The following is a 26,215-nucleotide window of genomic DNA, read 5'->3' on the forward strand; positions in this document are numbered from 1 at the left end:
CATATTAGTGGTATATTTCCCTACCCTTAATTTGTAGCTGTTTAGTGTGGCTCGCCTTGGGCGGGCCAACTATAACTCGCAGTATGGAATCAACCGCGAGTAATAACCTGATAATTTGAAAAAATCCCGATAGGCGTCGGGATAACCCTTGCCCCGAATGCTTTCGGGGTGGAGGTAACCCCGATATACATCGGGATAACTCGCTGTAACGACCAAGGGTCTAGCAGCGAGTAAAGGTCGAATGGACCGATTAATACCGCATTCTCAAATAGTTGAAATCCAGCAGGCGACTGACATTGTAGAGTTAATCTCTAGCTACATCCCACTCAAGAAGGCCGGCGCTAATTACCGGGCCCTCTGCCCGTTCCACGAGGAAAAGACGGCTTCTTTCTCCGTTAATCAGGCCAAACAAATATTCCACTGCTTCGGCTGCCACAAGGGCGGCAATGTCTATGGTTTTGTCATGGCCTACGAAAAGGTGGCGTTCCCCCAGGCCGTGAAGATACTGGCTGAACGGGCCGGTATCAGATTGGCCAATACCCAGCCCAAGGACGATGCCTCAAGGGAAAAGCGGGCCGACTTTCTGAAGGCCAACCGGCTGGTGACCAATTATTACCACGAGTGTTTGTTGAAGTCCAAAGCGGCCGAGCCGGCCCGGGCCTATCTGGCCAAGCGGGGATTTAACCAGGCGATGATTGCCAAGTTCCTGCTGGGCGTTGCCTTGCCTGGTTGGAGTAATCTGGTCGGCTATGCCCGGGAAAAGAATATCCCGCTCAAGCATCTTGAGGAGCTCGGGCTGATTTTACCGCGCAAGGAGAACAACGGATACTACGACCGTTTCCGCAACCGGCTGATGTTCCCGATATTTAATCCGCGCGACGGCGTGGTCGGATTCGGCGGCCGGGCGCTGGACGATGCCGAGCCGGTCTATCTTAATTCGCCGGAGAATCTTCTGTTTAACAAGGGCAAGTCGCTCTACGGGCTTAATTTCGCCAAGGACGCCTGTGAAAAGGCCGGTCAACTCTGCATTATGGAGGGTTATACGGACGTGATTATGGCCTACCAGCACGGGTTTGAATATGTCGTGGCTACGCTGGGCACGGCCATGACCACCGACCATATCAAATCCATCCGGCGCTATGTCAATAAAGTCGTCGTGGTTTATGACGCGGACGCGGCCGGCAAGATGGCCTCGGCCCGTTCGCTGGATTTATTCCTGGCTGAAGAGATGGATTTATTCGTGGCCCGCCTGCCCGAGGGGCTGGACCCGTATGACTGCCTGATACGTAAGGACGGCAAACAGGTCTTCCAGAAGTGCATTGACGAGGCCGTGGAACTCTTTGCCTACCGGCTGGAGGTGGCGACTCGCAAGTATAACCTGAATAACATCGAGGAAAAGAGCAAGGCGGTGGATGAGATACTGGATACCATCGGCGCCGTGCCCAATCCGGTGAAACGCAATCTTTATATGAAGCAACTGGGCGAGGCCGTGGGTATCGGAGAGGACGTTCTGCGGGGCCGGCTGAAGTTAAAGGCCAACCGACCCAGTGGTGAGCAGAAGACAGTGTCAGTGGCGCTGCCGCCGTTACCGGTGCAACAACAGGATGTCCGGGCCGGAGAGCAAATCATTGAAATAATGTTAACCAAGAACGAGTTTATACCGATAATCAGGGAATCCGTCGGGCTGGAAGATTACCCGACCGACTCAAGCAGAAAGATAGCCGAGAAGATATTCGAAAACTATGACACCGACGGCAAGGTGACAGCAGAGAGTTTGCTGAACTTTATTGCCGATAACCTCGAGTTGTCCGGCATGACCAGCCGCATTACCGAAGAGGCGTCACAGAAGAATATCTCCGATTACGATAAATATCTCAGGGAATGGCTGTCCTTTATTGAGAAGCGGCGCAAACGGACCAAGGAAAACCCGGCCTTGAAACTGCAGCTTAAGGAGGCACAGTTAAAAGGGGACCAGGCAGCCATAAACCTGATTCTTTCTAAACTTCAAGGAGCAGTAAACTCAAGACAATAATGAAAAGTATAAAGAATGCCTTAAATCTCCTGATTTTACAGGGGAAACGCAAGGGTAAGCTCACCTACGATGAACTCAATAAGATAATCCCGCCGGATATGGTTTCGCCTGAGGAGCTGGACAAGTTATTAGTCCGCCTGTCAGACGCCGGTATTGAGCTGGTGGATGAAGAGACCTCAGCCGCAGACGAGGTGCCGCGCGAGGATGCCGAGACCGAAAAGGAAGAAGCCGAAGAAGAGGTGGAGTTAAAACCGGCTGAAGAGGTGGAGAAGACCGACGACCCGGTCCGGATGTATCTCAAGCAGATGGGCGAAATCCCGCTGCTGTCACGGGTCGAGGAACTGCATCTGGCCAAGAAGATTGAGCAGGCGCGCCATCGCTTCCGCGAGAAGGTGGAGGAGTCGCCGGTGGCGGTTTTAGAGGCCATCAATCTCCTGGAAGACGTGCGCAACGGCAATATCGCCCTGGACCGGACCCTGCGCGGCGACAGCGAAATAGACCTTTCCAAGCGCAAGACCTTTGTCCGCCTGCCCCGGATTATCATGCAGCTCAAACGCCTGCTCAATAAGAGTAAGGAAGAGTATTCATTTGTCGCCGGCAACCGCATGCCGGCCAAGACCAGGGAAAAAGTAAACCGCAAGATCGCCGCCCGCCAGAGAAAGTGGGTGGGTATCCTGGAATCGCTCAATATCCAGGTCCGGCGCATCAAACCGATTTCCGTCCGCCTGAAGGAACTGTGCAAACAGTGGACCCTGGCAGATAAGGATCGGCTGATATTGAAGAAGACCGCAGCCAACCGCCTGAAGTTAAAGGAACTGGAAAACAAGTTTGCGGATTGGAAACTGCTCCTGATGGAAGACCTTAATTCCCTACGGAACCGGGTCAAGGAGCTGGAGCGCCGCTATAACGAATACGAGAAATACAAGAGGAAATTGTCGGCCAGCAATCTTCGGCTGGTGGTGAGCATTGCCAAGCAGTACCGTAACCGCGGGATGAGCTTCCTGGATCTGGTCCAGGAAGGCAACACCGGTCTGATGCGGGCCGTGGAGAAATACGATTATACCCGGGGCTATAGGTTTTCCACCTATGCTACCTGGTGGATTCGGCAGGCGATAACCAGGTCGATTGCCGACCAGTCGCGCACCATCAGGATTCCGGTCCATATGGTGGAGACGATGCGCCGGTTGAAATCCGCGGCCAAGGAAATCATGCAGAATAAGGGCCGCAAACCCTCGATTGAGGAAATCGCCCAGCTTTCTGACGTGCCGCTGGATGAAGCCAAGCGGATTTACCGGATTATCAAGCAGCCGGTTTCTATCGACCGGCCGGTTAAGACCGGAGAGGATACCGAATTCAGCGATTTTATTGAGGATACATCGGTTCAGTCGCCGGTTAAGCTGGCCACCCACGAGATGCTCAAGGAGAAACTGGATGCGATTCTCAAGTCCCTGCCTTTCCGGGAAAGGGAAATCGTGAAGCTTCGTTTCGGCATCGGGGCCGGTTATTCCTGCACCCTGGAAGAGGTGGGCAAGATATTTAAGGTAACCAGAGAAAGGGTCAGGCAAATAGAGGAAAAAGCGCTGAGAAAATTACAACATCCGACCAGAATCAGAAAACTTGAGAGCTTTATGGAGGGAGTGAAGAAAGTGTGATGAATAACCAGATTATTGAAAAATTGAAGGAGCTGCAGGCGATAGATATCAGGATAGGGTCGCTCAATAAGTTATGCGTCGACAAGTCGTCCGGCTTGGATTGCAAAAAGGAGAGTATTAAGGAATTACAAAAACGGCTTGAGGAAGTCAAACAAAAGGCAAAACAGGTGAAGATAGAGATAGACAAGAAGGATTTGGAACTCAAGACTAACGAGGATAAGGTGAATAAGCTGAACGTTCAGTTGAATACGGTCAAAACCAATAAGGAATATTCGGCCCTGACCAACGAAATCAAGTCGGCCAAGGCGGACAATGATGTGATTGAGGACGTGATTCTTAATCTTTTCAACCAGAATGAGATCGTCCAAAAGGAAGCCCGGGATGTTGAAGCCAGGATAAAAGAGGAGACTAATCAGTTGGATGCAATGTCGGCTCAGGTGGGTGAGGAGATTGGTCGCATTAAGACCGAGATAGAAGCCGTCTGCCAGGAGAGGCAGAAGAATGTAGGTGCGGTTGATTCCGAGGTGTTGAACAAATACGAAAAGATTATCAGTAACAAGGCCGACCGGACCGCTCTAGCCTGCGTAGTTGAACCTTATAAGGGTAATTACACCTGTCAGGGATGCCATATGGATGTGCCGCCGCAGCAGGTTAACGAACTTATGAAGAAGAAGGAGATAATTTGTTGTAAATCCTGTCTGAGGATTCTTTATATTGATCCGGTTAGCGCCCCAAGCGACAAATAGATAAGCAGGTAAAAATGGTAAAGTTTTCTGATATTTCTAAATTATGGAAGGACCCGGAAGAAGAGCCGAAGAAAGACAGCAAAGCCAAAAAGCCCGTCCCGGTTGCCGATACGAAAGATCCCCGCAGGGATATCCTGCAGGGCCAATTAAAAACACCTGAGGTTCCCCAAGCCAGATTAGTAAAGATTAACGATGCCGATGAAAAGCCGGCGCCAGTTGGGCTTCGGCCCCAACTCGGTGGTGAACCCCGTGAAACGGTTAAATATTCCGCTGGCAGTATTAAGCCCAAGGGCGATGCCATTGGTGCGCCCAGGGAAGAGATATCGTTTCGTAACATTGGCGCGTCCGAAAATAAAACCGCACCCCGGGAAGAGGCGAAACTTAATATTGCAGAGGTGGCCAAACAGGATGATAAGATTGAGCAGGCCGCCTCGGCATTTTACGATAGATTATACAGCGCAAACCAGAATGTGGTTCACCTCCTTAACAGCAATCTGCCGGCCCGGATTGATATCAGGGAGTTGATTCAACTTGTCAAGGAAATAGTTTCCTTTATGGATAATAACGGCGCTGCCTTGGTGGGGTTTGCCTATCGCGAGCCAAAGCCGGATTATTTCATATCGCACCAGGTTAATTTAGTGCTCTTTTCGATTTCCATCGGCTCGGGGCTGGGCTACAATCAAAATCAGCTGGAGGAATTGGGGCTGACTGCCTTTGTGCATGATGTGGCGATGAAGGAATTGCTTAATGTGGTTGAAGATAATGAGCAGAGGCGCTCGGTTGTCGGCAATGAAGTTATCAGGAATTATATCAAGTCGGGGTTGCAGATCCTAAGACAGATACCGTTATTGCCCGCGGTGATATTGGAGGTTTGCCGCCAGTATCACGAAAGTTACCACGGCGGCAGCGAGAGTGGCGTGGTTCACGAATACGCTCAGATAATGATGGTGGCTGATAATTTTGAGAGTCTGACCCATTATCGTCCGAATCGCGTGACCCGGACCGCCCAAGCCGCCTTGCGTGAGTTGATCGAAACAGCCGATACGGATTTTGCCCGGAAGGCGCTAAAAATACTGATTAAACAGGTTGGTATTTATCCGGTCGGAACGTTCGTCCTGCTTAATACCCAGGAGATTGCCGAGGTGGCCAGGCATAACGATAATTTTCCGCTAAGGCCGGTGGTAAATGTGCTTTATGTGTCAGAGGGGAAACTGTCTCTATTAAGGACGGTTGACCTCTTGAGTAATCCGAGTTTATATGTGACCGGTACGCTGACCAGGGAAGAGGTAGCAGACAGGGCGAAGCCGGAACAGAATAGTTAGTCTATGGAACATGTTTTAGTTGTTGAACGTAATAAATTACTGGATGGCAAAGAGATTCCCTATGGGTTTCATAAGGATAATATCGAGGTATTGCTTCAGAATATCCATAAATCCGCCTATTTCATCAACCGGCCTGATGCCGAGAATAATCCGGCATTGAAACAGATTATACCGTATCTGGTGATTACCGGGCGTGAAGGAGAGATATTCCTGGTCCAGCGCCTGGCCGGCCAGACCGAGAAACGCCTGCATAATAAATATTCCATCGGCATCGGCGGGCATATTAATCCGGTCCTTGATGCGCAAGGCAATGAAGTTTCATCCGTGCCCGAAATCATCAAAAGTGGCCTGGAGCGGGAATTGCACGAAGAATTACAGGTTAAGACTTCATACCATTATAAATTGGTTGGTTATTTAAATGACGATAGCAATTCAGTAGGGCAGGTGCATCTGGGATTAGTTCATCAGGTTTTGGTTGGCGATACCGATGGTGTTAGCGTGCTGGAAAAGGACTTGATGATTGGTAAATTCGAAACTATCAGGGAAATTGAAAAACAATTAGAGCTATTGGAAACCTGGTCGCAAATAGTGTTCAGAGATTTTGTTAAGACAGTAAGCTGATTCCGTCCATTTCAGATGGTTTTTGGATATTAATAATCTCAAGTATGGTCGGGGAGATGTCACATAGTCTTCCTCCGCTCCTAAGCTTTCTGTCCTTAAATTGTTCGCCTACCAGAATAAATGGTACGATGTTAGTAGTGTGATAGGTGTGTGGTTGGTTGCTGTTGTGGTGGTCAATCATTTCTTCGGCATTGCCGTGGTCTGAAGTGATGAGCACCACGCCGTTTTGCTTCAGGATTGCCTCGGTAATTCGACCTACCCCTTCATCCACGGTCTCAACGGCCTTGATGGCCGATTCTAAAACGCCGGTATGCCCGACCATATCGCAATTGGCGTAATTCATGATAATTACGGAATGTCCGCTTTTTGCGATGTCCTCTAAAACCTCACGAGTGACCTCCGGCGCGCTCATCTCCGGTTGCATATCATAGGTGGCCACTCTTGGCGATGGGATAAGTTTTCGGTCCTCAAGCGGGAATGGCTTTTCTTCACCGCCGTTGAAGAAATAGGTGACGTGGGCATATTTTTCGGTCTCGGCAATACGCAGTTGCCCGATATTATTCCTGGAAAGTATCTCGCCCAGGATATTCTTCATTGTTATGGGTTTGAATGCTACGGGCAGGGTGAGTTTCTCGTCATACTGGGTCAGTGTGGTAAACAAGACCTTGGGAAATGCCTTACGCGGGAATTCTTGGAAATCCGGTTTAGTGAGGGCGTTGGTAATCTCCCGAGCCCGGTCAGCACGGAAGTTGAAGAAGATTACGGAGTCGTTGTTCTTGATTAAGCCGACCGGATTGTTATTTCGGGTGATAATAATGGGTTTAATGAATTCGTCGGTTTCTCCTCTGTTATAGGCGTTTTTGACGGCGTCTATTGCCGATGTTTCCTTGACGCCTTCGCCGATGGTTAGGGCATTATATGCCTTGGCCACCCGGTCCCAACGTTTGTCACGGTCCATCAGGAAATAGCGGCCGCAGATGGTAGAGACCTGTCCGATGCTGAGTGAATTCATCTTGTCCTGAAGTTTTTCTAGATGATGAATACCGCTGGTGGGGGGGGTATCGCGGCCGTCCATCACCGCGTGGAAGAAGAGGTTATCCTTAGGAAATCCGCTTTTCTTTGCCATTTCCAGCAGGGTAGAGTAGTGGCGGTCTGAACTATGTACGCCTCCGTCCGAGACCAGGCCGATGAAATGAAGACCGCCCTTATTTTTACGGCAATGCGTCATTGCATTTGTTAATTCGGAGTTGGTGAAGAATGAGCCGTCTTTGATGGCGTTGTCAATACGGGTGATTTCCTGCCAGACCACGCGTCCGGCGCCGATATTAAGATGTCCGACCTCGGAATTGCCCATCAATCCATCAGGCAGTCCGACCGCATTGCCAGAGCTGAGGAGTTCGGTATACGGATATTCATTTTCCAGGCGGCTTAGGTTCGGGGTGCGAGATAGCTTTATGGCATTGCCTTCTTTATGTTTGTTGACGCCCCAGCCGTCCATTATTATTAATGCGAGCACAGGGATGTTCATATATTTTGATTGTATCATACGTCTCAAAAGGGGTCAAGTTTCACCCCGAAAAAGCCGATAATATATACATTCAACCGGTGAAAATGAGGGCTTGCAACGAGGAGTTTTTATGCCGAATATATTGATAGTTGACCAGTTACAACAAACCGGCGCTTTGATGAAAAGCATGCTTAATAATTATTACGGCGTTTCCCTTTCCGATGATTTTTCCGGAGCGATGAAGAAATTGGAGACTGCCTTGTTTGATATGGTCTTAATGGAGGTGGAACGGCTCAATTCGGACACGCAGAGTTTTCTTAAGCAGGCAAAAGAAATTCTGCCTAATCTGCCGGTTCTTATTCTGACAGAACATCAGGATAACCTGCAATCAATCCAATCAGTTAGGATGATACCAAGACCTTTCAGATGCGCCAGTTTTATGGGAATAGTTTATGATGCGTTATCAACGCCGAATACAAATACCGAGAGTGTTACCTTCCATCGGGCCCTGACATATGCAGTCGAGATATCTGCTTCTGCGCGCGCCTTGGGAAGCGGGCTGAAATGTTCTTTGACGGATCTGAGCAGGCAGGGTTTTATGATTGAGCCGGCCGTGCCTTCCCCGGGGCGTTCTGCAGAGAACGATAAGATAGAATTCCAGAATTTCTTTAAGGGTATCTGCCCTGACGGCATGGTTACATCCAAGCCGTTGCACGCCAATATAATCATAAAGGAACAGGAGCCGATATCGCTCAATTCAAGGGTTGCCTTTGTGGAAAGAGGGGCCGATGAGATATTTAAAAGGGCGGGCTTGAGTTTTTTCGGAGCCGAGAAGCAGAATAACAGATTGCTGGAGTTGTTAAAGCAGAATTAATTCCAGTCGACGGAACAGTTTCATTTTCGCACGCCGGTTCACTTGTAAGATGTGATGTCTTTCCCGATGTGAACAAATTGGGTTATCTCGCCATTACTGTCTTTTATCGGATAGGCCGTAACTTCAATTATTTTCTTATGGCCCAGTTTGTCAAAGTGGGTGTGTTTTTTGACCACTGGTTTGTTGGTTCGCACCATTTCTGAAACCGGGCAGATATCAAGAGGCGCCTGGCAGGGTGTATTACTATTATGGGTTACCTTATAGCAGAAGCTTCCGATGAGTTCTTTCCGGCTGCAGCCGGTTTCTTTAAGGGCGGCGTTGTTAGCCCAGATGATACGCAAGTCCCTTGAGAGCAGGAATATTGAATCCGAGATGCCTTCAAGTATGTTTTCCAGCGTCTGCTTTGACCTGATGATTTCCTCGTCCTGTTTTTTCATCAGGGTGATATCGCGGGCAATGCCCATAACCGACGTAACTTTGTTATTAGTCGAGTCCATAATGGGCGCCAGCCAGGTTTCAATCCAAAGTTCTCGTTTAGGATATGGCGTTTTACTGCTGACACAAAGCGGTTTGTTGGTATCGAAGACCTGCAGAATATTCTTTTGCATCCGGTCCGCCGTGGCCGGGAATAATTCTGCCAATAACTTGCCGACGATATCTGATGGTTGTGCGTCAAACTGTTTGGCGCCGAAACCGTTTGCATACTGGACGCGGAAATCCCGGCCAACGATGAAAATCATATCGTGGGCTGCTTCAGTCAATGTTCGGTAACGTTTTTCGCTTTCGTGCAATGCCTCTTCCATTAATTTGCGGGTTCCGATATCGACGCCAAAACCCACGCCGCCTACGATAACGCCTTCTTTATAAACAGGCGCCAAGGTAAACAGCATGGTGAACAGAGTCCCATCGGCTTTATAGATTCTCATGGTGTTCTGCTGTGGTTTGCCGGCCATGGTATTCTGGAATGCCTCTTTGGCTATTTCCAGGTCTTCGGCATAAATGTACGGCGCAAAAGATTTACCCTGGACATCTTCCATCTTGTGGCCGGTTATGGCCATCGTTTGCTGGTTGAGGAAGGTAAAACTGCCGTTGGTGTCAAAGGTCCATATCATATCGTATGAGTTCTCGATTATCGTGCGGTATTTTTCTTCGGATTCCCTGATTAATTCTTCTGAACGGCGTTCTTTCGAAATGTCGTGGACATACTCAATAACTCCGGTTTGCCGGTTTGTTTTGGTGTCAACAAAGGGGTGGGAATATAAACCCAACCAGCCGATTTGGTTATAATCTTTTCCTGCTTTGGGGACAACTTCATAGGCAGGTTTGCCTGTTTTGATGGTCTGTTGGCTTGGACATATCTCGCAAGGGTATTTTCTGCCGTGATACGCTTCGTAGCATTTTTTGCCAACCAGAGGCATGACGTGCGTGTACCATCGTTCCATGGTGGGGTTAACACGGATTATATTGAGGTCGTTATCAAGAATGCTGATGCCATCCTTGATGCTGGAAAAAATGTCTGAAAGAAACTTCTCACTGGCCCGGATTGATTCCAGGGCTTCGCGTCTTTCGGTGATATCAATGCCGGTCCCGATGATAAACTCCACGGAATTGTTGTCATCTAGGAGGACCGAATTGGACCAGGCAATGAGTCGGCGATTACCATCCTTGGTAATCCAGTAGTTTTCGAAGCTATTCGGCAATTTAGTGCCGACCAATTTACCGAAAATATCCCTGATTTGCTTCACTTCCTCGGGGATGATGAAAACGTCCCAGATACATTTGCTGAAAACTTCTTTTAAAGCGTACCCGGTTATATTTTCACAGGCCTTATTGAAGGATACGATTCTGCCTTGGCGATCAAAAACCACAACTAAGGCGCCTACAGTTTCAATAACTGCGGAAGAAAAATCACGCTCTTTCTTGAGCGTCTCCACCATTTTATTCCTATCTTTTTCCGTCTTTTCCAGGTCGCCAATCTGCTTGCGCAGAGATGCTATCTCACTTATAAGTTGATCAGATATATTGTCTGTCGGATTCATAATTAAGCTCTGTAGAGATTATTTCAATATGATATTATAATACACCGGTTTATTAAAACATTATTACAGTTAATTAACTATACTGTTATATTTACTGCGCAAACTTTGTATTCCGGTATCTTGGCCACTGGGTCTATCGCCGGGTTAGTAAGTATATTCGCCGGGCCTTCGGCAAAGTGGAACGGGATAAAAACTGTACCTTGAGGAACGCAGTCGGTAATGGTAGCCTTTATCTTGATAGAGCCGCGCCGCGAGGCAATACTGATTTTCTCGCCGTCAGATATGCCGAGTTTACCGGCATCGCCAGGATTTATTTCCACATACGGCTCGGACACTAAAAAGACCGGGCCAGCGGAGCGCCTGGTCATTGAGCCGGTATGATAATGGTAAAGGGTTCGGCCGGTAGTCAGTGTAAATGGATAGTTGTTGTCCGGTTCCTCGGCCGGCGGCTTGTAATCAATCGGGAAGAACTTGCCCAGCCCGCAGGTGAATTTGTCCTTGTGCAGGAATCCGGTGCCCGGGTGGTCTTCAGAAGGGCAGGGCCATTGTATGGATTCGCAGGTGAAATAACCGCCTTTTGGGTTCAGACGGCGGTATTTTATTCCGCAATAGATAGGCGCAACAGAGGCGAGCTCATCAGTGAGTTCGGCCGGCGATTTATATTCAAACCCTGAGTTGATATTCAGTTCCTTGGCCAGACGGGTGGCGATTTCAGAGAGTATCTGCCAGTCCGGGCGGCTTTGGCCGACAGGTTTTAATGCGGCCGGCGAGAGCTGGACGCGACGTTCAGTATTGGTATAAGTCCCTTCTTTCTCGGCAAAACTCGTGGCGGGCAGTACTACAGTTGCGCGCTGGGCTGTTTCGGTCAGGAAAATATCTTGAACAACCAGGAAATCCAATGCCTTTAGGCCGTCATCCACGTGACTGATATTCGGGTCAGAAAGCATGGGGTTTTCGCCCATAATATAGAGCCCCTTGATTTTACCTGAGGAAGCGGCGTCGATTATTTCAGTTACGGTCAGGCCGGGCTTGTCGCTTAACCGGGTATTCCACGCCTTTTCGAACTTCGATTTGATATCGGGGTTGTTCACGGACTGGTAACCAGGATAGACATTGGGTAGGCACCCGGCATCGCAGGCGCCCTGGACATTGTTCTGGCCTCTTAACGGATTCAGGCCTGAAGACGGCTTGCCAATCTGGCCGCAGAGCATTACAAAATTAGCCAGGGACATCGTGTTATCCGTGCCGGTGGTATGCTGGGTGATGCCCATAGAATAAATTACCATGGCGTTTTTGGCCTTGGCATAAGCCTTGGCAGCTTTACGGATATCCTCAACTGGAACGCCGGTAATTTCAGAGGCTTTTTCAGGTGGATAATTATCCACGACCTTTTTGACCGCCTCAAAGCCTTCGGTGCGGGTCCTGATGAATTCCTTGTTTTCCAGCCCTTCGCTGATGATAACATTCATCAGGCCGTTAATCAGGGCAACGTCAGTGCCGCATTTATGCCTGAGCCAGAGTTCTGAGAACTCGGTTAATTCTATGGCCCTGGGGTCGCAGACAATGAGTTTGGCGCCCTTGTTGACCGCTCGCTTTATAGCATAACCGATAATCGGGTGCGCCTCGGTGGTATTAGAGCCAATCACCAGAATAACTTCGGCGTTTTCGACTTCATCTATGGAGTTGGTCATGGCGGCCGAGCCGAATGATTTGGCCAGTCCGGCCACGGTTGAAGCGTGGCAGAGCCGGGCGCAGTGGTCAATATTATTGGTGCCGAATAATACCCGGCATAATTTCTGCATCAGGTAGTTTTCCTCATTGGAGCACTTGGCAGAGGCCAATGCTGCCAGTGCCTCAGGGCCGTGTTCCTTCTTAATCCGGGTGAATTTTTCGACCACAAGGTCAATGGCTTCTTCCCATGTGGCTTCGCAGAGAATGCCGTCCCTGCGGATAAGGGGTTTCTGGAGACGCTTCCGGCTCTGGTTGAGTGATTCATCTAAGGCAGACGATGGATAAATAGGTGGATTCGTTGAGGGTTGAGCGTTGAGCGTTGAGCACTCTTTGTTTTGACGCACGACGCAAGACGCTAATCTGTCCTGATGACCCACAAAGTCCATCCCGAAATGCCCTTTGATGCACAGCCAGCCGTGATTGGCCGGTCCGTGAGGGTTGCCTCTGGAGCGGACAATCCTATTGTCCTTTATGTCCAATAAAATACTGCATCCGCATCCGCAATAAGGGCAGATGACCGATGCCTTTTCACATTCAGAGATGCGTCCTTTGAACCGGGCGGTTGAGTCGGTCAGGGCGCCGACCGGGCAGACGTCCACGCAGGCGCCGCAGAAGACGCAGTCCGAGTCCTTCCTGGGCACATCAAGCGGAGTGGTAATTTTGGTGGCAAACCCGCGCCTGGTAAAATCAATCGCTTCGTTCACGACCGTCTCATTGCAGGCAATGACGCAGCGTCCGCACATAATGCAGGTCTGGTATGACATTTCTATGAGCGGATTACCTGTTTCGTTCGGATACGAAGTTGTTTCACCTGTATAAGATGTTTTTTCCAGTCCGAATTCGTAGGCATACTTTTGCAGGTCGCAGACGCCATTCTTCTCGCAGGTCAGGCAATTCAGCGGATGGTCAGAGAGAATCAGGTCTAAGGCGGTCTTTCGTAAGGAGTGTAGTTTGTCGTTTTGAGCAGTAACCTCTATTCCTTCCTTGACCGGCAGGGCACAGGAAGCAATGGGCGCTTTTCCGCCTTTGATTTCAATGATACACAACCGACAGCCGGCAAAGGGAGTAAGCGCCGGATGATAGCACAGGTGCGGGATATGGATGCCATTATCCAGGGCGGCTTGGAGGACTGTTTGGCTTGGCTTGGCCAAGATCTCCTTGCCGTCAATCGTAAATCGTATATCAGTCATATTCAGTCCTTTTTGGGTCTTCCGAGGTGGCAAAAGCCACTTTTTAGGTGCCAATTGGGTCCTCTGAGGTGCCAATTGGGTCTTCCGAGGTGCCAATTGGGTCCTCGGAGGTGCCTATTGCCACCTCCGAGGTGGCTATAACACCATTTCTACCAAAAACTGTCCTAAAATCGGACAGTTGGTTACTTTTTAACCTGATTTAGCTGTTTATTTGGCATCGGAGCAATAGCGTTAAATCTACACTTCTCAACACAAATCCCGCACACTTCGCATTTGATTGTGTCTATAGTATGGGGTTTTTTCTTTTCACCGGCAATGGCCTTAACCGGACAATTCTTGGCGCAGAGAGTGCAGCCGGTGCATTTTTCAGTGGCTATTTCATACCTGAAAAGTCCTTTGCATACGCCGGACGGGCAGAATTTGTCGTGCAGGTGCGTTTCGTATTCTTTGCGGAAATAGCGGAGCGTTGAGATGACCGGATTGGGTGCGGTCTGGCCTAAGCCACAAAGAGAACTATCGCGCACTGACTCGGCTAAGGCGTGCAGTTTTTCTATGTCTCCGGTTTCCGCCTTGCCCTGGGTAAATCGGGTTACCAGCTCCAGCATCCGCTTGGTGCCGATTCGGCACGGGACGCACTTGCCGCAGGATTCCTTCTGACAGAAGTCCAGGAAGTAGCGGGCGATGTCCACCATGCAGTTTCTCTCATCAAGGACAATCATTCCGCCTGAGCCCATGATGGCGCCGGCTTGCTTGATGCTTTCGTAATCAATAGAGGTATCCAGATGTTCTGCAGGCAGGCAGCCGCCTGAGGGTCCGCCCATCTGGACCGCCTTGAATGTCCGGCCGTGCGGAATGCCGCCGCCGACATCAAATATTATCTGGCGCAGGGTGATGCCCATCGGGACTTCCACCAGTCCGGTGTTGTTAATCTTGCCGGCCAAGGCAAAGACCTTGGTGCCTTTGGAGCCGGCGGTGCCTAATTGGGCATAGGCGCCGCCGCCATCCAGTATAATCTGAGGAATGCTGGCCAGGGTTTCCACGTTATTGATGACCGTGGGCCTGCCCCAGAGACCAGATTCAGCCGGGAAGGGCGGGCGGGGTTTGGGCATCCCGCGTCTGCCTTCAATAGAAGCGATTAGGGCGGTTTCCTCGCCGCAGACAAAGGCGCCGGCGCCTTGTTTTATAGTGATGTCAAAACTAAATCCGGTTCCAAAGATGTTTTCACCGAGTAGTCCCATCTCGCGGGCTTGCTTGACAGCCAGAGTTGAATATTCCACGGCAATCGGGTATTCAGCTCGGACATAGATATAACCGTGGGTGGCGCCGATGGCATAAGCGCCGATGAGCATGCCTTCTATGACCGAATGTGGGTCGCCTTCCAGAACCGCCCGGTCCATAAATGCGCCCGGATCACCTTCATCTCCATTACAAATAAAATATTTAGTATCGCTTTTGTAACCGTTAGCGAATTTCCATTTTAACCCGGTCGGGAATCCGGCGCCGCCTCGGCCCCTGATGCCTGATTTTGTTACCTCATCTATGACATCGGTGGGCTTCATTTCCCCCAGCGCCTTGGCAATCGCCATATATCCGTTGCGGTTGATGTAATCAGCGATGCTGGTGGGTCTGATGTAACCGCAGTTCCTCAAGACAATCTTTTTTTGCGACTTGAAGAACGGGATTTCACTAAGATGCGGATAGAACTTACCTTTTTCAGAATAAACGTGGTTGTTGAGCGCTGCGCCTTGAGCGGCAATCTGCGCAACGACCATCGGGATGTCTTTTTCTGATAACTTTCCGTAGAAGATACCGAGCGGGTCGATGGATACAACCGGTGCATAGGCGCAGAGCCCCTGGCAGCCGGTTTCCACTAATTCAATCTGCGCTTTCTGCTTTTTGATTTCAGAGTGGAAGGCATCCCTGATTTTAAGAGCTCCCTTGGCGCGGCAGCCGGTGCTGCAAATCCGGATGCGGGTTTTGGAGCTGTCCGCCTTTTTTGTCAAGTCTGACTTAAATGCGAGCAGTTCATTTACCGAAGAAAAATGTATCATCTGTCACTCCCGTTATAAGCGTTAAGTGCATTCCTTTAATGCTTCGTCTATTCGTTTCTCGTCTAGGTTGCCGTAATAGTCCTGATTTACCATCATTGCCGGGGCCAGGAAACAGGTGCCCAGGCAGGCGACGGTTTCAAGAGAGAATTTATAGTCCGGGGTGGTTTGTCCGTCTTCAATATTGAGTTTTGACTTTATATGATTGATGACGTTATTGGCGCCCCGCACATGGCAGGCCGTGCCCCGGCAGGGTTTTACGATGTATTTCCCGCGCGGTATCGTGGTGAATTGGGCGTAAAAAGTCAGGATGCCGTAGATTTTATTGCGGCCGACACCGGTGTGTCGGCTTATTGCCTTGAGCGACTCCGGCGGGACATAGCCGAACTTTTCCTGGATTGCCTGGAGGATGGGAATAACCAGGCTGGCGCTATTATGGGCAAAGCCATTGATAACCCCTTTGATTTGGGAGGCGGTTGGCGGCTTCATAAAAACTCTCCTGTTTTAATGGTTATCCCTGTGGTTGCGTTTCGTCTGGTGTTGTGCCTATTTCGTCCAGTATCTTATTCTCCACAAAGATAGGAGTTTTGAGATGGACCGCCAGGACAATCGCATCGCTTGGCCTGGAATCAATCTCTGTTTCTTTGCCGTTGGTGCTGATAAAAACCTTGGCATAAAAGGTGTTTTTCTTAAGGTCGCTGATTATGATCTTGCTGATGGTGTAGTTAAGCTCCTTGAGGATGTTAATAATCAGGTCGTGGGTCAATGGGCGAACTGTTTTAGAGTTTTTTATCTTGCGGTCAATGGCTGCGGCCTCGTAAATACCGATAACGATGGGGAAAACACGCTCGCCCTTGACTTCCTTTAGTATAATAAGCTGTTCTTCGCGGTTTTCGTCGATAATCAGGCGGGATAGCTCTACTTGTATCATCAATGGAATCTTTCGTTACCTGAAACAGGAAATCTGCCGGCCCATCTCCTTAAAGTGGTAGGAATTTTCCTTGAGCGTATTGAGCAGGTCAATAAACACGGCTGACGATTGCGGCTGGCAGATTCCGCTGGTCAGTCTTTCTTCATGTTCCTGGGCAAAGTTAGTTGAGGTATTTTCCAACGCATTGGCGGTGTCAATGATGTATTTGGCAAGAACATCGTTTTTTGTTACAGCCACATCCTTAAGGCATCGAGATAGGTGTTTGATGGTTCCGATAAGATACTCCAGTTCCCTGAGCGCTTTATCGCTGAAAAGGATATGTTTATCTATCTTGCTCTTAAAGATATTTACTAACCGGGAAAGATTGACAGTTATTTTATCTATACGGCCTCCGACATCTTTTCTGGTGGTGTCGTTGCATCCATTGTCGTATAATTGATAGCTTTTTGCTTGAGCGGATATCTTAGTGATGATTAATTCGGCGGAATTCAGCTGGGGCAGGTTTTCGGTGCGGATTGAATCAAATATAAGCTTGAGCACTTCCTCAATGCTTTGGAAAAACTCGCCAATGGAAATATTATTCATAATAGATTAGAAAGTGTTTATAATACTAACTATAATGCAAATGACAAGAATAATCAGGCATAAGAGATTAAAATTCTTCATTGTGGTCTGGAGGATGGCTCTGGGGTTTTCCTCAGACGTAGCTAGGCTTAAAGTCAGCGAGACAATAAAGGCTATCAGGAGGAAAAGCCCGACCATTATAATAAGGTTAAGCATAATTTGTTGGATTTATCTGGGTTGTCGCAGGCTGTTCAGTAGCCGTTGGTTCCTTGGTTGCGGCTGGCTTCCGGGCAAGCAACTGCGAACATAAGTTTAATAGGATTACCAAATTGAGGATGCCTCCGACGCAGATATAAAGCAGGCCGACTTCAAAATAAGACATTGACACGATTCCTCTGGGCGCCTCGGATGTCAGGAGCGTTTTCAGCATGAGAGTTAACCCGCTGCCGAATTGCCCGACATAATAAAAAGGGTTGTCCGCAAATCTGACAAATCTAAAGTCGGCGATTATTACACCTATGGCAGAGCAGGTCAGGACGATCCCGAAAAATACCAAGGCTTTATACCGCTTTCCGTAAAACCAATGCGCAAAACCGGGGAGAATCCAGCCGGCAAGAAGCACCAGTGGCAATATAAGTTTTTTCATATCGTGAAATCCTTGCCCAGATATTTCTCTCGGGCTAAGGGGTTATTCATTATTTCTGCAGGGGTTCCGGCGCAGAGTATCTGTCCTTCATCTATGATATAGGAACGGTTTGTAACCGCTAGTGTCTCACGGACATTATGGTCGGTCAGAAGGATACTGATGCCCCGGGTCTTGAGTTGTTTGATGATTCCCTGAATCTCGGCAACAGAGATTGGGTCAACCCCGGAAAATGGTTCATCAAGCAATAACAATGTCGGTTCAGTAATAAGCGCCCGGGCGATTTCCAGGCGTCTGGTTTCTCCGCCGGAAAGAGTGGTCGTTTTCTGGTTCGCCAGCTTGGCCAATCCGAATTCATTGAGAAGCCGTTTGGCTTCGGACAGTCGCCGGCCGCGGCTGATGGGCCGGGTTTCCAGTATTGCCAGAAGGTTATTTTCCACGCTCAGATTCTGGAATACGGACGGTTCTTGGGGCAGGTAACCCATTCCGTATAATGCTCTTTTATACATCGGGAGTCCGGCCACATTTGTTTGTTTCTTCTCCCCGTTAATATTTGCCCTGAATATTATTTCACCGGAAGAGGGTGGAATCAATCCCGTAACCATCCGGAAGGTGGTGGTTTTACCGGCACCATTCCTTCCCAGGATACCCACAATTTCGCCTTCAGAGATATTAAACCCCACGCCATCAACTACCCGGCGCGAACCGTATATCTTTACCAGCTGTTTTACTTCAAGTAGCATATCTTTTTAATATAAATGGGTTACATTAACCGCCTCTAAAGCTATTGTTGATAATATGTTGATAACTTATCTGGGGCTTCTTAACTCCTTTATTATTAATGGTTTGTTTTATTCCCTCTCTTATTTTGCGCCCCCTTAGGTACTTTACCTAACATATTATAGAGTATAGTGTTATAGTATAGGAGCATATTTGTTTTCTATTTAGATAGCTCTTATAATTATACCTATAAATACCCTAATTTATCTACATTTCCTAACCCTTTACGTTGTATAAAATTGTATACAACTGTTTTTATCGTATCAATTTAAGCCTTTTTATAGGCCAGTATACGAATAAAGCCCGGCCAAAGATTTCGTCGGCATCGATAAACGGGGCGTTATCCACATCGTTAGATACTATATCGGCTTGATTGATAACCCGGTCCATTCCCCATATATCTCCACCCCGGTTATTTTGCCTGTTTCGTTTTATTCTGATAATATCTCCGTTTTCCTGATAAATATCAGCGGATGACGGTTCGGCATCGCATTTGATTATCGTTCCATCCTTAAGAGTGATTTTTCTCATCCGCCACAGGCGGCTGTCTTTACTATTGGGGATATTATCCCCGATGGCAAAGTATTTACCCTCAGGTATTGCCAGGGGTTTGTTTTCCCTTAAGATGCCGCTGGTGTCATAATAATATAAATCACGCCAGATGGTGATATCCCTGATGACAGCCGGATGCTTTTTTGCCCCCAGTTCAATCTGAAAGGGATGAATATCTTCATCCAATTGGCCATCTTCAAGCGAGCTGATGTAATCATACTTCACGGCCTCCTTGTTGTCGATCTTTATATAAATTGTGCCGTCAAAATTCAGTATTTCGATAAGATGTTCTTTATTAGGTTCGATTTTTATCTTTTCATCGATGGGTAACGATTTTATTGAGCTATCTGAAGGGATATAGCGTTCTAATGTATTGGGATAGGCTAAAAGGTCATACGGCGGTGAGCGAAAATGCCGTGTCATATTTGGTAAATCACTGTTCTCTTCCTGGAGCGGTTGGGGGTATAGATGGAGTGAAAAATTACCTGCGTGAGTTCTGATAGTTGCATAGATTTCCCCGCCTCTTCTATCCGTCCGGACCTTGAATGACAATTTCATGTCGCTGACCGGGTATCGGCCCGGGCTTTTACCGTATTCATCCCGGATGGTTTCCTTGTAGCCGATTGTTCCGCCGCCCTGGAGTTCCAACAGACCATTTTCTATCTTGTATAAACTGTCCTGCGGTGTATTCCAGGATTCCGTAAACTCATCCTGATTACCATTCCACCGATATGTATTTAACCAGATGGACTCCTGGGTTTTCAGGGCTTTCTTGGCGATAAGGAATTTATCTGTGCCTTTCGGTCGGTAATAAAGATTGCCGCGGTTTATCATTAGTTCCTCATTGGGTAGTCCCACCACCCGCTTTATGAAGCTGGTGCTCTTATCAAGCGGGAACTTGAAAAGAAAGACATCGTATCTTTGGATGGGGTTAAAAAGGATGCCGAATTTATTGGCGATGATTCTATCGCCGTCATTATAGTCGCCGTGTAAGGTGGGTTCCATTGAGCCGGTTGGAATCTTATAGACCTCGATGCAGAAACACCTGATAATCATCGCCAGGATAAAAGCCACCAGGAATACCTCGGCATTGCCCTGGGTCAAGAACAGCAGGATTACCGCCATTATCGCCGCATTTCCTAATGATATGGTTTTAGTGAGATAGAGCACGAATAAGATTATGCCCATCACGACCAAAATGATGCCTCTGAGATAGGAAAGGCCAAAACCCGGGATGTCAACGGTCGAATCTCTTTTTAGCATTTTCTATCTTTTCTCTTCTCCGGACAGAACCGCAACGAAAGCCGACTGGGGGATTTCCACCGAGCCGATGCTTTTCATCTTCTTTTTGCCTTCCTTCTGCTTGTTCCAAAGCTTCCGCTTGCGGGTGATGTCGCCTCCGTAACACTTGCCGGTTACGTTTTTGGCCAGGGCGCTGATATTTTCCCGGGCCACGATTCTTTTGCCAACTGCGGCCTGCAGGGCAACCTGGAAAAGGTGGCGCGGAATTTGCTGCCGCAATATGTGGATAATCTTCCGGCCCTTTGATTCCGCGACATTCTGATGGACTATCGCGGAAAACGCATCCACCTCGACATTGGCTACGAATATTCGCAATTTTACCAAATCGCCCGGTTTGTATCCAATAAAAACATAGTCCATCGTGCCGAATCCATGCGTGGCGGATTTAAGCTTGTCATAGAAATCATAGATAATCTCGCCCATCGGCATATTGTAATGGAGTATCACCCTGGTCGGTGAGATATATTCGGTCTTGATATGTTCGCCCCGTTTATTCTCGCACAAGGCCATGATATTGCCGATGTTTTCAGACGGGATGATTATGGATATCTTGACAATCGGCTCTTTAACCTCCCGGATGGTGGCTTCATCGGGGAACATCGCCGGGTTATCGATGCGCAGGGTTTTGGACAATCCGCCTTCGGTAATCGTCACCTCATATGGGACGTTAGGCGCGGTCTGGACCACGTCGGCTTTTTGCTCGCGCCTCAGGCGTTCCTTGATAACATCCATATGCAGCAATCCCAGGAACCCGCATCGGAAACCCATGCCCAGCGCTTCTGATGTTTCCGGCTCAAAGGTAAATGACGAGTCATTGAGCGACAGTTTTTCCAGGGCCTTTTTGAGGATAGTAAAGTCGCTGTCCTGGGTGGGGTAGAATCCGGCAAAGACCATGGGTAGTGGTTCGCGGTAACCGGGCAGGGGCGCCACCCCGGTCGCATTTTTCATGGTTACCGTATCGCCGATTTTAATCTCGCGGCTGTTGCGGATGCCGCTGATGATATAACCCACTTCGCCGGCTGACAATTTCGGGACTTTCAGCATCTTGGGCGTGAATATGCCAACTTCCTCGACATTAAAGGAGCGGTTATTTCTTATCATGATGATTTCGTCATCGGCTTTGACCGAGCCGTCTATCATCCGGACAAATATCACCACCCCGCGGAAGTCGTCATAGACCGCATCGAATATCAGGGCTTTGAGCGGTTTGTTGATATCGCCGGTGGGCGGCGGAATACGCTCAACCACTGCCTCGAGAATCTTATCGGCATTGGTTCCCTGCTTGGCGCTGACGTTGATTATCTCATCCGGCGAAATGCCCAGGATATTCTGGATTTCATCCCGGACCATCTCAATATTGGCCGCCGGCATGTCTATTTTATTGATGACCGGTATGATTTTTAGGTTGGCTTCCATGGCTACCAGGGCATTGGCCACGGTCTGGGCCTGGACGCCCTGGGAAGCGTCAACCAGCAGCAGGGCGCCTTCGCAGGCCTTCAGGCTCCTTAACACCTCGTAGCTGAAATCCACGTGTCCGGGCGTATCAATCAGGTTCAGGATATAATTCTGGTTATTAAGCCGGTATTTGAGCAGGACCGCCTTGGCTTTGATGGTAATCCCGCGTTCCCTTTCTATCTCGCCGTTATCCATGAACTGGTTACGCAATTCCCGGGCTGAGACCGCACCGGTCAACTCCAGCAGGCGGTCGGCCAGGGTCGATTTGCCGTGGTCAATGTGGGCGATGATACAAAAGTTGCGGATATTCTGCATAAAGAATTACAGTCAGCGGATTAAGCTGATTTATCAGGCTAATGCACTACTTATAAAGATATTCATTATAGTATAACTAATTGGTTAGGCAAGAAAAAGATGATAAAGTAAGGATTGATTTGTCGGCTTAATCGGCAAAATCAGCGCGACCAGCCTGACTGATTTACTTATCTTAATTCCCGTTCCAGCTCATCCAGTTCGATAATCTTGGCCCGGACGATAATAAATTGGTGGCGTTTTTCCTCCACCTTGATTTTACGCTTAAAGAAGGCGGATAGAATCGGGATTTTATCCAGCAGGGGTGTGGAAGCGGTGATATCCTGCTGAAAGACCGTTTCAAACCCGCCTAAGACCAGGGCGCCGCTGTCCGGTACCTCGGCGCTGGTCCGGCAACGCTGTAAACTTAACCAGGGCTTTTCGATCGTAATTTGCGTTCTTATTGTTCCTGCTTCATATTCTAATGTGGATTCCCTGCTGTCGACTAGCTCTAACAAGGTCGGGAATATATTCAGTGTGATAAACTTGCGGTCATAACTCATCACCGGCTTGACATCGAGCACCACGCCGGTGGAATAGGTATTTATCACCGGCTCATAGGCTACGGCGCCGGCCTGGATGTCTCCATCCTGGATATACTGGCGCTGTTTCAGGAATGACACGTTGACCCGTTGGCCGTTAAGGGCCGTGATTCTGGGCGAATCCAGGATGATTCCTTGGCCGGTTTTTTCCAGCGCCGTCATGAGCATATTGATGCGCGGCGAGCCCAAGACGGCAAATTGCAGCCCCAGACCGCCGATGGCCGATGCCGGCAGGGCGTTTTCCACCTGGTTATTCTGGTCCCGGAATGTGTAGGCGGTCCTGAATCTGGTATCCCGGGTGCCGCCCAGCAGTAACCCGGCGGTGGGATTGGCCTGTCCGGGTATATCCGGCGCATTAGGTATGGATTCACGGGGTATATTTCTTAGCTCCACGCCTAAACTCTCCAGGATATTATCGCTGGTGTTCAGAAAGGTGGCTTCTACCGAAATCATCGCGCTTCGGAATGACCTGATGATTTGCAGGAATTCCGTTATTTCATCCTGGACCGAGGCGGTATGCACCACCATCAGTTTATTGCTTTCTCCTATCCGGCGTATGATTACGCCCGGGGTATTGCCCTCCCAGGTGCTTTGTTCCCGGCGGTCTTTGCCGGTGTTCTTTTTGATTAAATCCATCAGTTCATCGGTGGTTATCTTGGCCACCGCGGGCAGGTCTGTCTGCGGCATCTGCCAGCCCGGAGCTCCGCCCGGCGTCAGCGGTAACTCGATAGTCGGACCGGGAAATTCCGGTATGTCCCTGACCAGGTCGTCCACATTGTGCATCCGCCATTCTAAATCTTCTTCTAATGCCGTTGACTTGGTTATTTTCACGCTCTTAAAATCCTTATCAAACCCATATGCCAGGCCATATTGCTCCAGCAGGCTCTTTAACCCGATATCCAGGGGCAGTCCGGTTAAGGACAGCGTCTTTTTCTCGTTCGGAATCCCTTCCTGTTTGACGTCAGCGGCGTAGATAATGGGTATTTTATACTGCTGCTGGATGTAATCCGTCACGTTGTATAGGGTGTCATTGCCTTCCAGCTTGAAATCGTGCCTGATGGTCTTGAGTTTCCGCTTTACCTCGACGATATCCTGGTCGTCTTCTAACCGGCTGGTAACTATTCCGGGCGGCTTCCGCCGGCTGGCTGTCTTCCAAACCCCAGGGTCGTAGCGCACGATTCTATCATCCGCATAGGATATTTTCGTTTCCTTGAATTCGTCATACATCGCCTTAAACCGTTCCGAGCGCAGTTTGATGTATTTTTCCGATACCTCATAGTGCCGGGCTCGGATGGCCTCTTTTCTTAATTCATCGGCGGTCTTGAAACTGGGCGCTGATTCCAGTATGGTCTGGGCCAGCCGCTCCACCTCTTCAAACCGCCGCTCCTCAAAAAGAATCAACGCCTGCTTAAAGAGCGACTTGATTCTCTCGTTATACTCCTGTTGGCGCTTTAATTCTTCTTCCTGGGACAGCTGGGCGGCCGCATCACGCATCTGCCGGTTGTTTTCTTTTTCCTGATCGGCTCTCAAATCCTGTATGGCCTCTAACCGCGCCTGGGCCTTGCCCAGGTACTCATTCAGCCCGATATCATATGGCAGCCATTTCAGGGTATTTATCACCTGTTCAAATTCCGACTCGGCCTGGCTGTATTTCCTTTCGGCCGCCAGCTTCTCGCCCTGCAGAAAATGGTTCCGGACCACCACCTCGGTCTCCTGTAGTTTGACCGACAGTTGGTTCTGCAGGAATTCCTTTATCACCTTGATTTCATCCGGCCGGGTGACCAGGATCATCTGTATCTCAATCTGGAGCTTCTTGGCCTCCGGATGTTGGGGATTGAGTTGGAGGGCTTTGGTCACCTCGTCGCCGGCCTGGACGTAATTAAACTCCTTGAATAGTTTCAGTCCCGACTCGTAGTATTTCTGGGCCAGGAACTCATTCTCCTGCATCTTGACGCCCTTGGATTTCTCCAATTCGGACATAACGTCATCGGTGTCAACCACCTCGCCTTTGTCATTGCGAGCCCGTACGGGCGAAGCAATCTCCTTATCCCTCCGTACGGAGGGAGGCAGGGGGATTAGAGAGTCATTTTCCGGCGCCAAGTTCTCTGTAATACCGGGGGATGCAGGGGGTTGTAAGGGGGTTGCCTTTTTCGTCCCGGTCACCTGCGTCCCGGTGCACCGGATGCACAGCAGGGTAGCCAAAACGGCTAAGATGATGAATAATCTTCTCATTGTTTTACTTAGGGCAATACGTCTTAGATACCATTATTTCCTGGGCGGAGTCAAGAAAAATTGGCCACAAAGGTTAGGTCGTTTAATTGCGTGTAACAATTCCTTGCTTCATGGCTCAGAGTTTAGTTTAATGCCATTAAGCCGGGCGGGGCGGGGGCGGAATTTAGAAAGGAAAAATATGAAAAAGAAAATATATTTGGTAATCGGTGCGGCGATTCTGACGGCCATTGGGGTACTCCCTTTCTTGTTAAATGCGGCAGAGGACGATAATACGTCTCTAAGTGTTGGTACCCGATATCTTAAGGCGCTGAGGGATGGCGATATTAAAGCGGCTTATAATCTTACCAGCCAGGCATTTAAGTATGCAATACCAGAGTCTGATTTTCGCCGCTGTTTAGTTGGTATTCGTAAATTGTTAATAGAAATGGAAAATGAAAAAGATGTAGATAAGGATCTTTTGGTAAAGTTCAAGGAGGCGATGAAGGAGAATTACGAGATCTTATACATTGATGATGTGGCATACAAGATCAATGAAAATCGTTCCGCGTTGTTGTTCGTGCAAAGGTCTCCAGAATACCCTTTAAATTTGATATCGGACAAAGATGAAGCAAAAAAAATTCGTGACCGATATGTGAAAGAGCTTAGCGATGAGTTGGCAAGAGCCCGGGCCAATAAAAATATTAAAAAAGAGGCGATGGCTGTTTTTGAATCCGCCGTAATGGATTTTGAGAAGGAGAAGAGTTTCCGATTCCCGTCAATCGCCTATTTGCAGATTTGGAGGAATTATAATTCTGGCAAGTGGGAAGTCTGTCCAAACTTTAATTGGACAGGGAAACGAGATGCGTCTTTAGACTTGAATTTAAGAAAAGATGCCGGAACCGTCAACCTGAACCATTCTTTTCGCGATTGCCCGAGTAGGTACGAAAAAGATATAAGAAAAATAAGCTATTGGAATTTATGCATATTAGAGACTAATCCACCGGAATGTTCCAAGTGCGGCAATCAGCTTTTTGACAATTGGGCATACTGTCCGAAATGCGGGACCAAGACGTCGGATGATAATGCTGATAAGAAGTAAATAGAGAGCTCGTGGGACAGAGT

At 48.8% G+C, this 26,215-nt stretch carries 20 protein-coding genes; 7 read left to right on the top strand and 13 right to left on the bottom strand.

Annotated features, from left to right (window positions below):
* Positions 1-241: 241 nt before the first annotated feature.
* Genes HZA49_07855 through HZA49_07875 form a run of 5 tightly spaced genes read left to right on the top strand, consistent with a single transcriptional unit; the run spans position 242 to position 6,373 of the window.
* Complete coding sequence (locus HZA49_07855; GenBank protein ID MBI5779355.1) at positions 242-2,032, top strand: DNA primase; 1,791 nt, start codon at positions 242-244, stop codon at positions 2,030-2,032.
* A complete protein-coding gene (locus HZA49_07860; GenBank protein MBI5779356.1) occupies positions 2,032-3,684 on the top strand; it encodes a sigma-70 family RNA polymerase sigma factor in 1,653 nt (550 codons plus the stop codon). Before HZA49_07855 ends, HZA49_07860 begins: the two co-directional genes overlap by 1 nt.
* Positions 3,684-4,430, top strand: coding sequence for a hypothetical protein (locus tag HZA49_07865; protein MBI5779357.1), 747 nt, complete (start codon positions 3,684-3,686; stop codon positions 4,428-4,430). The genes HZA49_07860 and HZA49_07865 overlap by 1 nt, the downstream gene beginning before the upstream one ends.
* A gap of 14 nt (positions 4,431-4,444) precedes the next feature.
* The gene (locus HZA49_07870; protein MBI5779358.1) at positions 4,445-5,752 is read left to right on the top strand and encodes a hypothetical protein; all 1,308 of its coding nucleotides are present in this window, start codon (positions 4,445-4,447) and stop codon (positions 5,750-5,752) included.
* A 3-nt stretch (positions 5,753-5,755) separates the two neighbouring features.
* Positions 5,756-6,373, top strand: coding sequence for a hypothetical protein (locus HZA49_07875; GenBank protein MBI5779359.1), 618 nt, complete (start codon positions 5,756-5,758; stop codon positions 6,371-6,373).
* On the opposite strand, the gene HZA49_07880 is transcribed toward HZA49_07875, so the two are convergent.
* Positions 6,357-7,901 carry a 2,3-bisphosphoglycerate-independent phosphoglycerate mutase gene (locus HZA49_07880; protein MBI5779360.1) on the bottom strand — a complete coding sequence of 515 codons (1,545 nt, stop codon included), beginning with the start codon at positions 7,899-7,901 and terminating at the stop codon, positions 6,357-6,359. The genes HZA49_07875 and HZA49_07880 overlap by 17 nt on opposite strands.
* A 109-nt stretch (positions 7,902-8,010) precedes the next feature.
* Here HZA49_07880 and HZA49_07885 point away from each other — a divergent pair, with 109 nt between their 5' ends.
* A complete protein-coding gene (locus HZA49_07885; GenBank protein ID MBI5779361.1) occupies positions 8,011-8,754 on the top strand; it encodes a hypothetical protein in 744 nt (247 codons plus the stop codon).
* A 38-nt stretch (positions 8,755-8,792) separates the two neighbouring features.
* Here the strand turns inward: HZA49_07885 and HZA49_07890 are convergent, their stop codons facing one another.
* The 12 genes from HZA49_07890 to HZA49_07945 all read right to left on the bottom strand — a co-directional run bounded on the left by HZA49_07890 (position 8,793) and on the right by HZA49_07945 (position 25,114).
* On the bottom strand, positions 8,793-10,793 hold the full coding sequence (locus HZA49_07890) for a PAS domain S-box protein (protein ID MBI5779362.1): 2,001 nt from the start codon (positions 10,791-10,793) through the stop codon (positions 8,793-8,795).
* Between the two features lie 77 nt (positions 10,794-10,870).
* A complete protein-coding gene (fdhF, locus tag HZA49_07895; GenBank protein ID MBI5779363.1) occupies positions 10,871-13,714 on the bottom strand; it encodes a formate dehydrogenase subunit alpha in 2,844 nt (947 codons plus the stop codon).
* A gap of 182 nt (positions 13,715-13,896) precedes the next feature.
* Entirely contained in the window at positions 13,897-15,765 is a 1,869-nt protein-coding gene (locus HZA49_07900) for an NADH-quinone oxidoreductase subunit NuoF (protein ID MBI5779364.1), read from the bottom strand.
* 21 nt (positions 15,766-15,786) lie between these two features.
* The gene (gene nuoE, locus HZA49_07905; protein ID MBI5779365.1) at positions 15,787-16,251 is read right to left on the bottom strand and encodes an NADH-quinone oxidoreductase subunit NuoE; all 465 of its coding nucleotides are present in this window, start codon (positions 16,249-16,251) and stop codon (positions 15,787-15,789) included.
* A gap of 22 nt (positions 16,252-16,273) precedes the next feature.
* Complete coding sequence (locus tag HZA49_07910; protein MBI5779366.1) at positions 16,274-16,693, bottom strand: bifunctional nuclease family protein; 420 nt, start codon at positions 16,691-16,693, stop codon at positions 16,274-16,276.
* Between the two features lie 15 nt (positions 16,694-16,708).
* Positions 16,709-17,278, bottom strand: coding sequence for a hypothetical protein (locus HZA49_07915; GenBank protein ID MBI5779367.1), 570 nt, complete (start codon positions 17,276-17,278; stop codon positions 16,709-16,711).
* 6 nt (positions 17,279-17,284) lie between these two features.
* The gene (locus tag HZA49_07920) at positions 17,285-17,473 is read right to left on the bottom strand and encodes a hypothetical protein (GenBank protein MBI5779368.1); all 189 of its coding nucleotides are present in this window, start codon (positions 17,471-17,473) and stop codon (positions 17,285-17,287) included.
* On the bottom strand, positions 17,466-17,903 hold the full coding sequence (locus HZA49_07925) for a hypothetical protein (protein ID MBI5779369.1): 438 nt from the start codon (positions 17,901-17,903) through the stop codon (positions 17,466-17,468). The genes HZA49_07920 and HZA49_07925 overlap by 8 nt, the downstream gene beginning before the upstream one ends.
* The gene (lptB, locus tag HZA49_07930) at positions 17,900-18,643 is read right to left on the bottom strand and encodes an LPS export ABC transporter ATP-binding protein (GenBank protein ID MBI5779370.1); all 744 of its coding nucleotides are present in this window, start codon (positions 18,641-18,643) and stop codon (positions 17,900-17,902) included. Before lptB ends, HZA49_07925 begins: the two co-directional genes overlap by 4 nt.
* 292 nt (positions 18,644-18,935) lie before the next feature.
* Positions 18,936-20,495: a signal peptidase I gene (gene lepB / locus HZA49_07935; GenBank protein MBI5779371.1), complete on the bottom strand. Its 1,560-nt coding sequence runs from the start codon at positions 20,493-20,495 to the stop codon at positions 18,936-18,938.
* Positions 20,496-20,498: 3 nt separating this feature from the next.
* On the bottom strand, positions 20,499-22,304 hold the full coding sequence (gene lepA / locus HZA49_07940) for an elongation factor 4 (protein ID MBI5779372.1): 1,806 nt from the start codon (positions 22,302-22,304) through the stop codon (positions 20,499-20,501).
* Between the two features lie 167 nt (positions 22,305-22,471).
* Positions 22,472-25,114, bottom strand: a complete 2,643-nt coding sequence (locus tag HZA49_07945) for a hypothetical protein (GenBank protein ID MBI5779373.1) — start codon at positions 25,112-25,114, stop codon at positions 22,472-22,474.
* A gap of 178 nt (positions 25,115-25,292) precedes the next feature.
* Between HZA49_07945 and HZA49_07950 the strand changes: the two genes are divergently transcribed.
* Positions 25,293-26,192 carry a zinc ribbon domain-containing protein gene (locus HZA49_07950; GenBank protein MBI5779374.1) on the top strand — a complete coding sequence of 300 codons (900 nt, stop codon included), beginning with the start codon at positions 25,293-25,295 and terminating at the stop codon, positions 26,190-26,192.
* Positions 26,193-26,215: the final 23 nt, after the last annotated feature.

Source organism: Planctomycetota bacterium, assembly GCA_016235865.1.
Taxonomy (GTDB): domain Bacteria; phylum Planctomycetota; class MHYJ01; order JACQXL01; family JACQXL01; genus JACRIK01.

Excerpts from the sequence above, each read along its gene's own strand:
- HZA49_07875 (MBI5779359.1), top strand. The coding sequence starts at position 5,756 with ATGGAACATGTTTTAGTTGTTGAACGTAATAAATTACTGGATGGCAAA.
- HZA49_07865 (MBI5779357.1), top strand. The coding sequence starts at position 3,684 with ATGAATAACCAGATTATTGAAAAATTGAAGGAGCTGCAGGCGATAGAT.
- lepB (MBI5779371.1), bottom strand. The coding sequence starts at position 20,495 with ATGCTAAAAAGAGATTCGACCGTTGACATCCCGGGTTTTGGCCTTTCC.
- HZA49_07885 (MBI5779361.1), top strand. The coding sequence starts at position 8,011 with ATGCCGAATATATTGATAGTTGACCAGTTACAACAAACCGGCGCTTTG.
- HZA49_07925 (MBI5779369.1), bottom strand. The coding sequence starts at position 17,903 with ATGAAAAAACTTATATTGCCACTGGTGCTTCTTGCCGGCTGGATTCTC.
- HZA49_07945 (MBI5779373.1), bottom strand. The coding sequence starts at position 25,114 with ATGAGAAGATTATTCATCATCTTAGCCGTTTTGGCTACCCTGCTGTGC.
- HZA49_07915 (MBI5779367.1), bottom strand. The coding sequence starts at position 17,278 with ATGAATAATATTTCCATTGGCGAGTTTTTCCAAAGCATTGAGGAAGTG.
- HZA49_07890 (MBI5779362.1), bottom strand. The coding sequence starts at position 10,793 with ATGAATCCGACAGACAATATATCTGATCAACTTATAAGTGAGATAGCA.
- HZA49_07910 (MBI5779366.1), bottom strand. The coding sequence starts at position 16,693 with ATGATACAAGTAGAGCTATCCCGCCTGATTATCGACGAAAACCGCGAA.
- HZA49_07855 (MBI5779355.1), top strand. The coding sequence starts at position 242 with ATGGACCGATTAATACCGCATTCTCAAATAGTTGAAATCCAGCAGGCG.
- HZA49_07860 (MBI5779356.1), top strand. The coding sequence starts at position 2,032 with ATGAAAAGTATAAAGAATGCCTTAAATCTCCTGATTTTACAGGGGAAA.
- nuoE (MBI5779365.1), bottom strand. The coding sequence starts at position 16,251 with ATGAAGCCGCCAACCGCCTCCCAAATCAAAGGGGTTATCAATGGCTTT.
- HZA49_07870 (MBI5779358.1), top strand. The coding sequence starts at position 4,445 with ATGGTAAAGTTTTCTGATATTTCTAAATTATGGAAGGACCCGGAAGAA.
- HZA49_07880 (MBI5779360.1), bottom strand. The coding sequence starts at position 7,901 with ATGAACATCCCTGTGCTCGCATTAATAATAATGGACGGCTGGGGCGTC.
- lepA (MBI5779372.1), bottom strand. The coding sequence starts at position 22,304 with ATGCAGAATATCCGCAACTTTTGTATCATCGCCCACATTGACCACGGC.
- HZA49_07950 (MBI5779374.1), top strand. The coding sequence starts at position 25,293 with ATGAAAAAGAAAATATATTTGGTAATCGGTGCGGCGATTCTGACGGCC.
- fdhF (MBI5779363.1), bottom strand. The coding sequence starts at position 13,714 with ATGACTGATATACGATTTACGATTGACGGCAAGGAGATCTTGGCCAAG.
- HZA49_07900 (MBI5779364.1), bottom strand. The coding sequence starts at position 15,765 with ATGATACATTTTTCTTCGGTAAATGAACTGCTCGCATTTAAGTCAGAC.
- lptB (MBI5779370.1), bottom strand. The coding sequence starts at position 18,643 with ATGCTACTTGAAGTAAAACAGCTGGTAAAGATATACGGTTCGCGCCGG.
- HZA49_07920 (MBI5779368.1), bottom strand. The coding sequence starts at position 17,473 with ATGCTTAACCTTATTATAATGGTCGGGCTTTTCCTCCTGATAGCCTTT.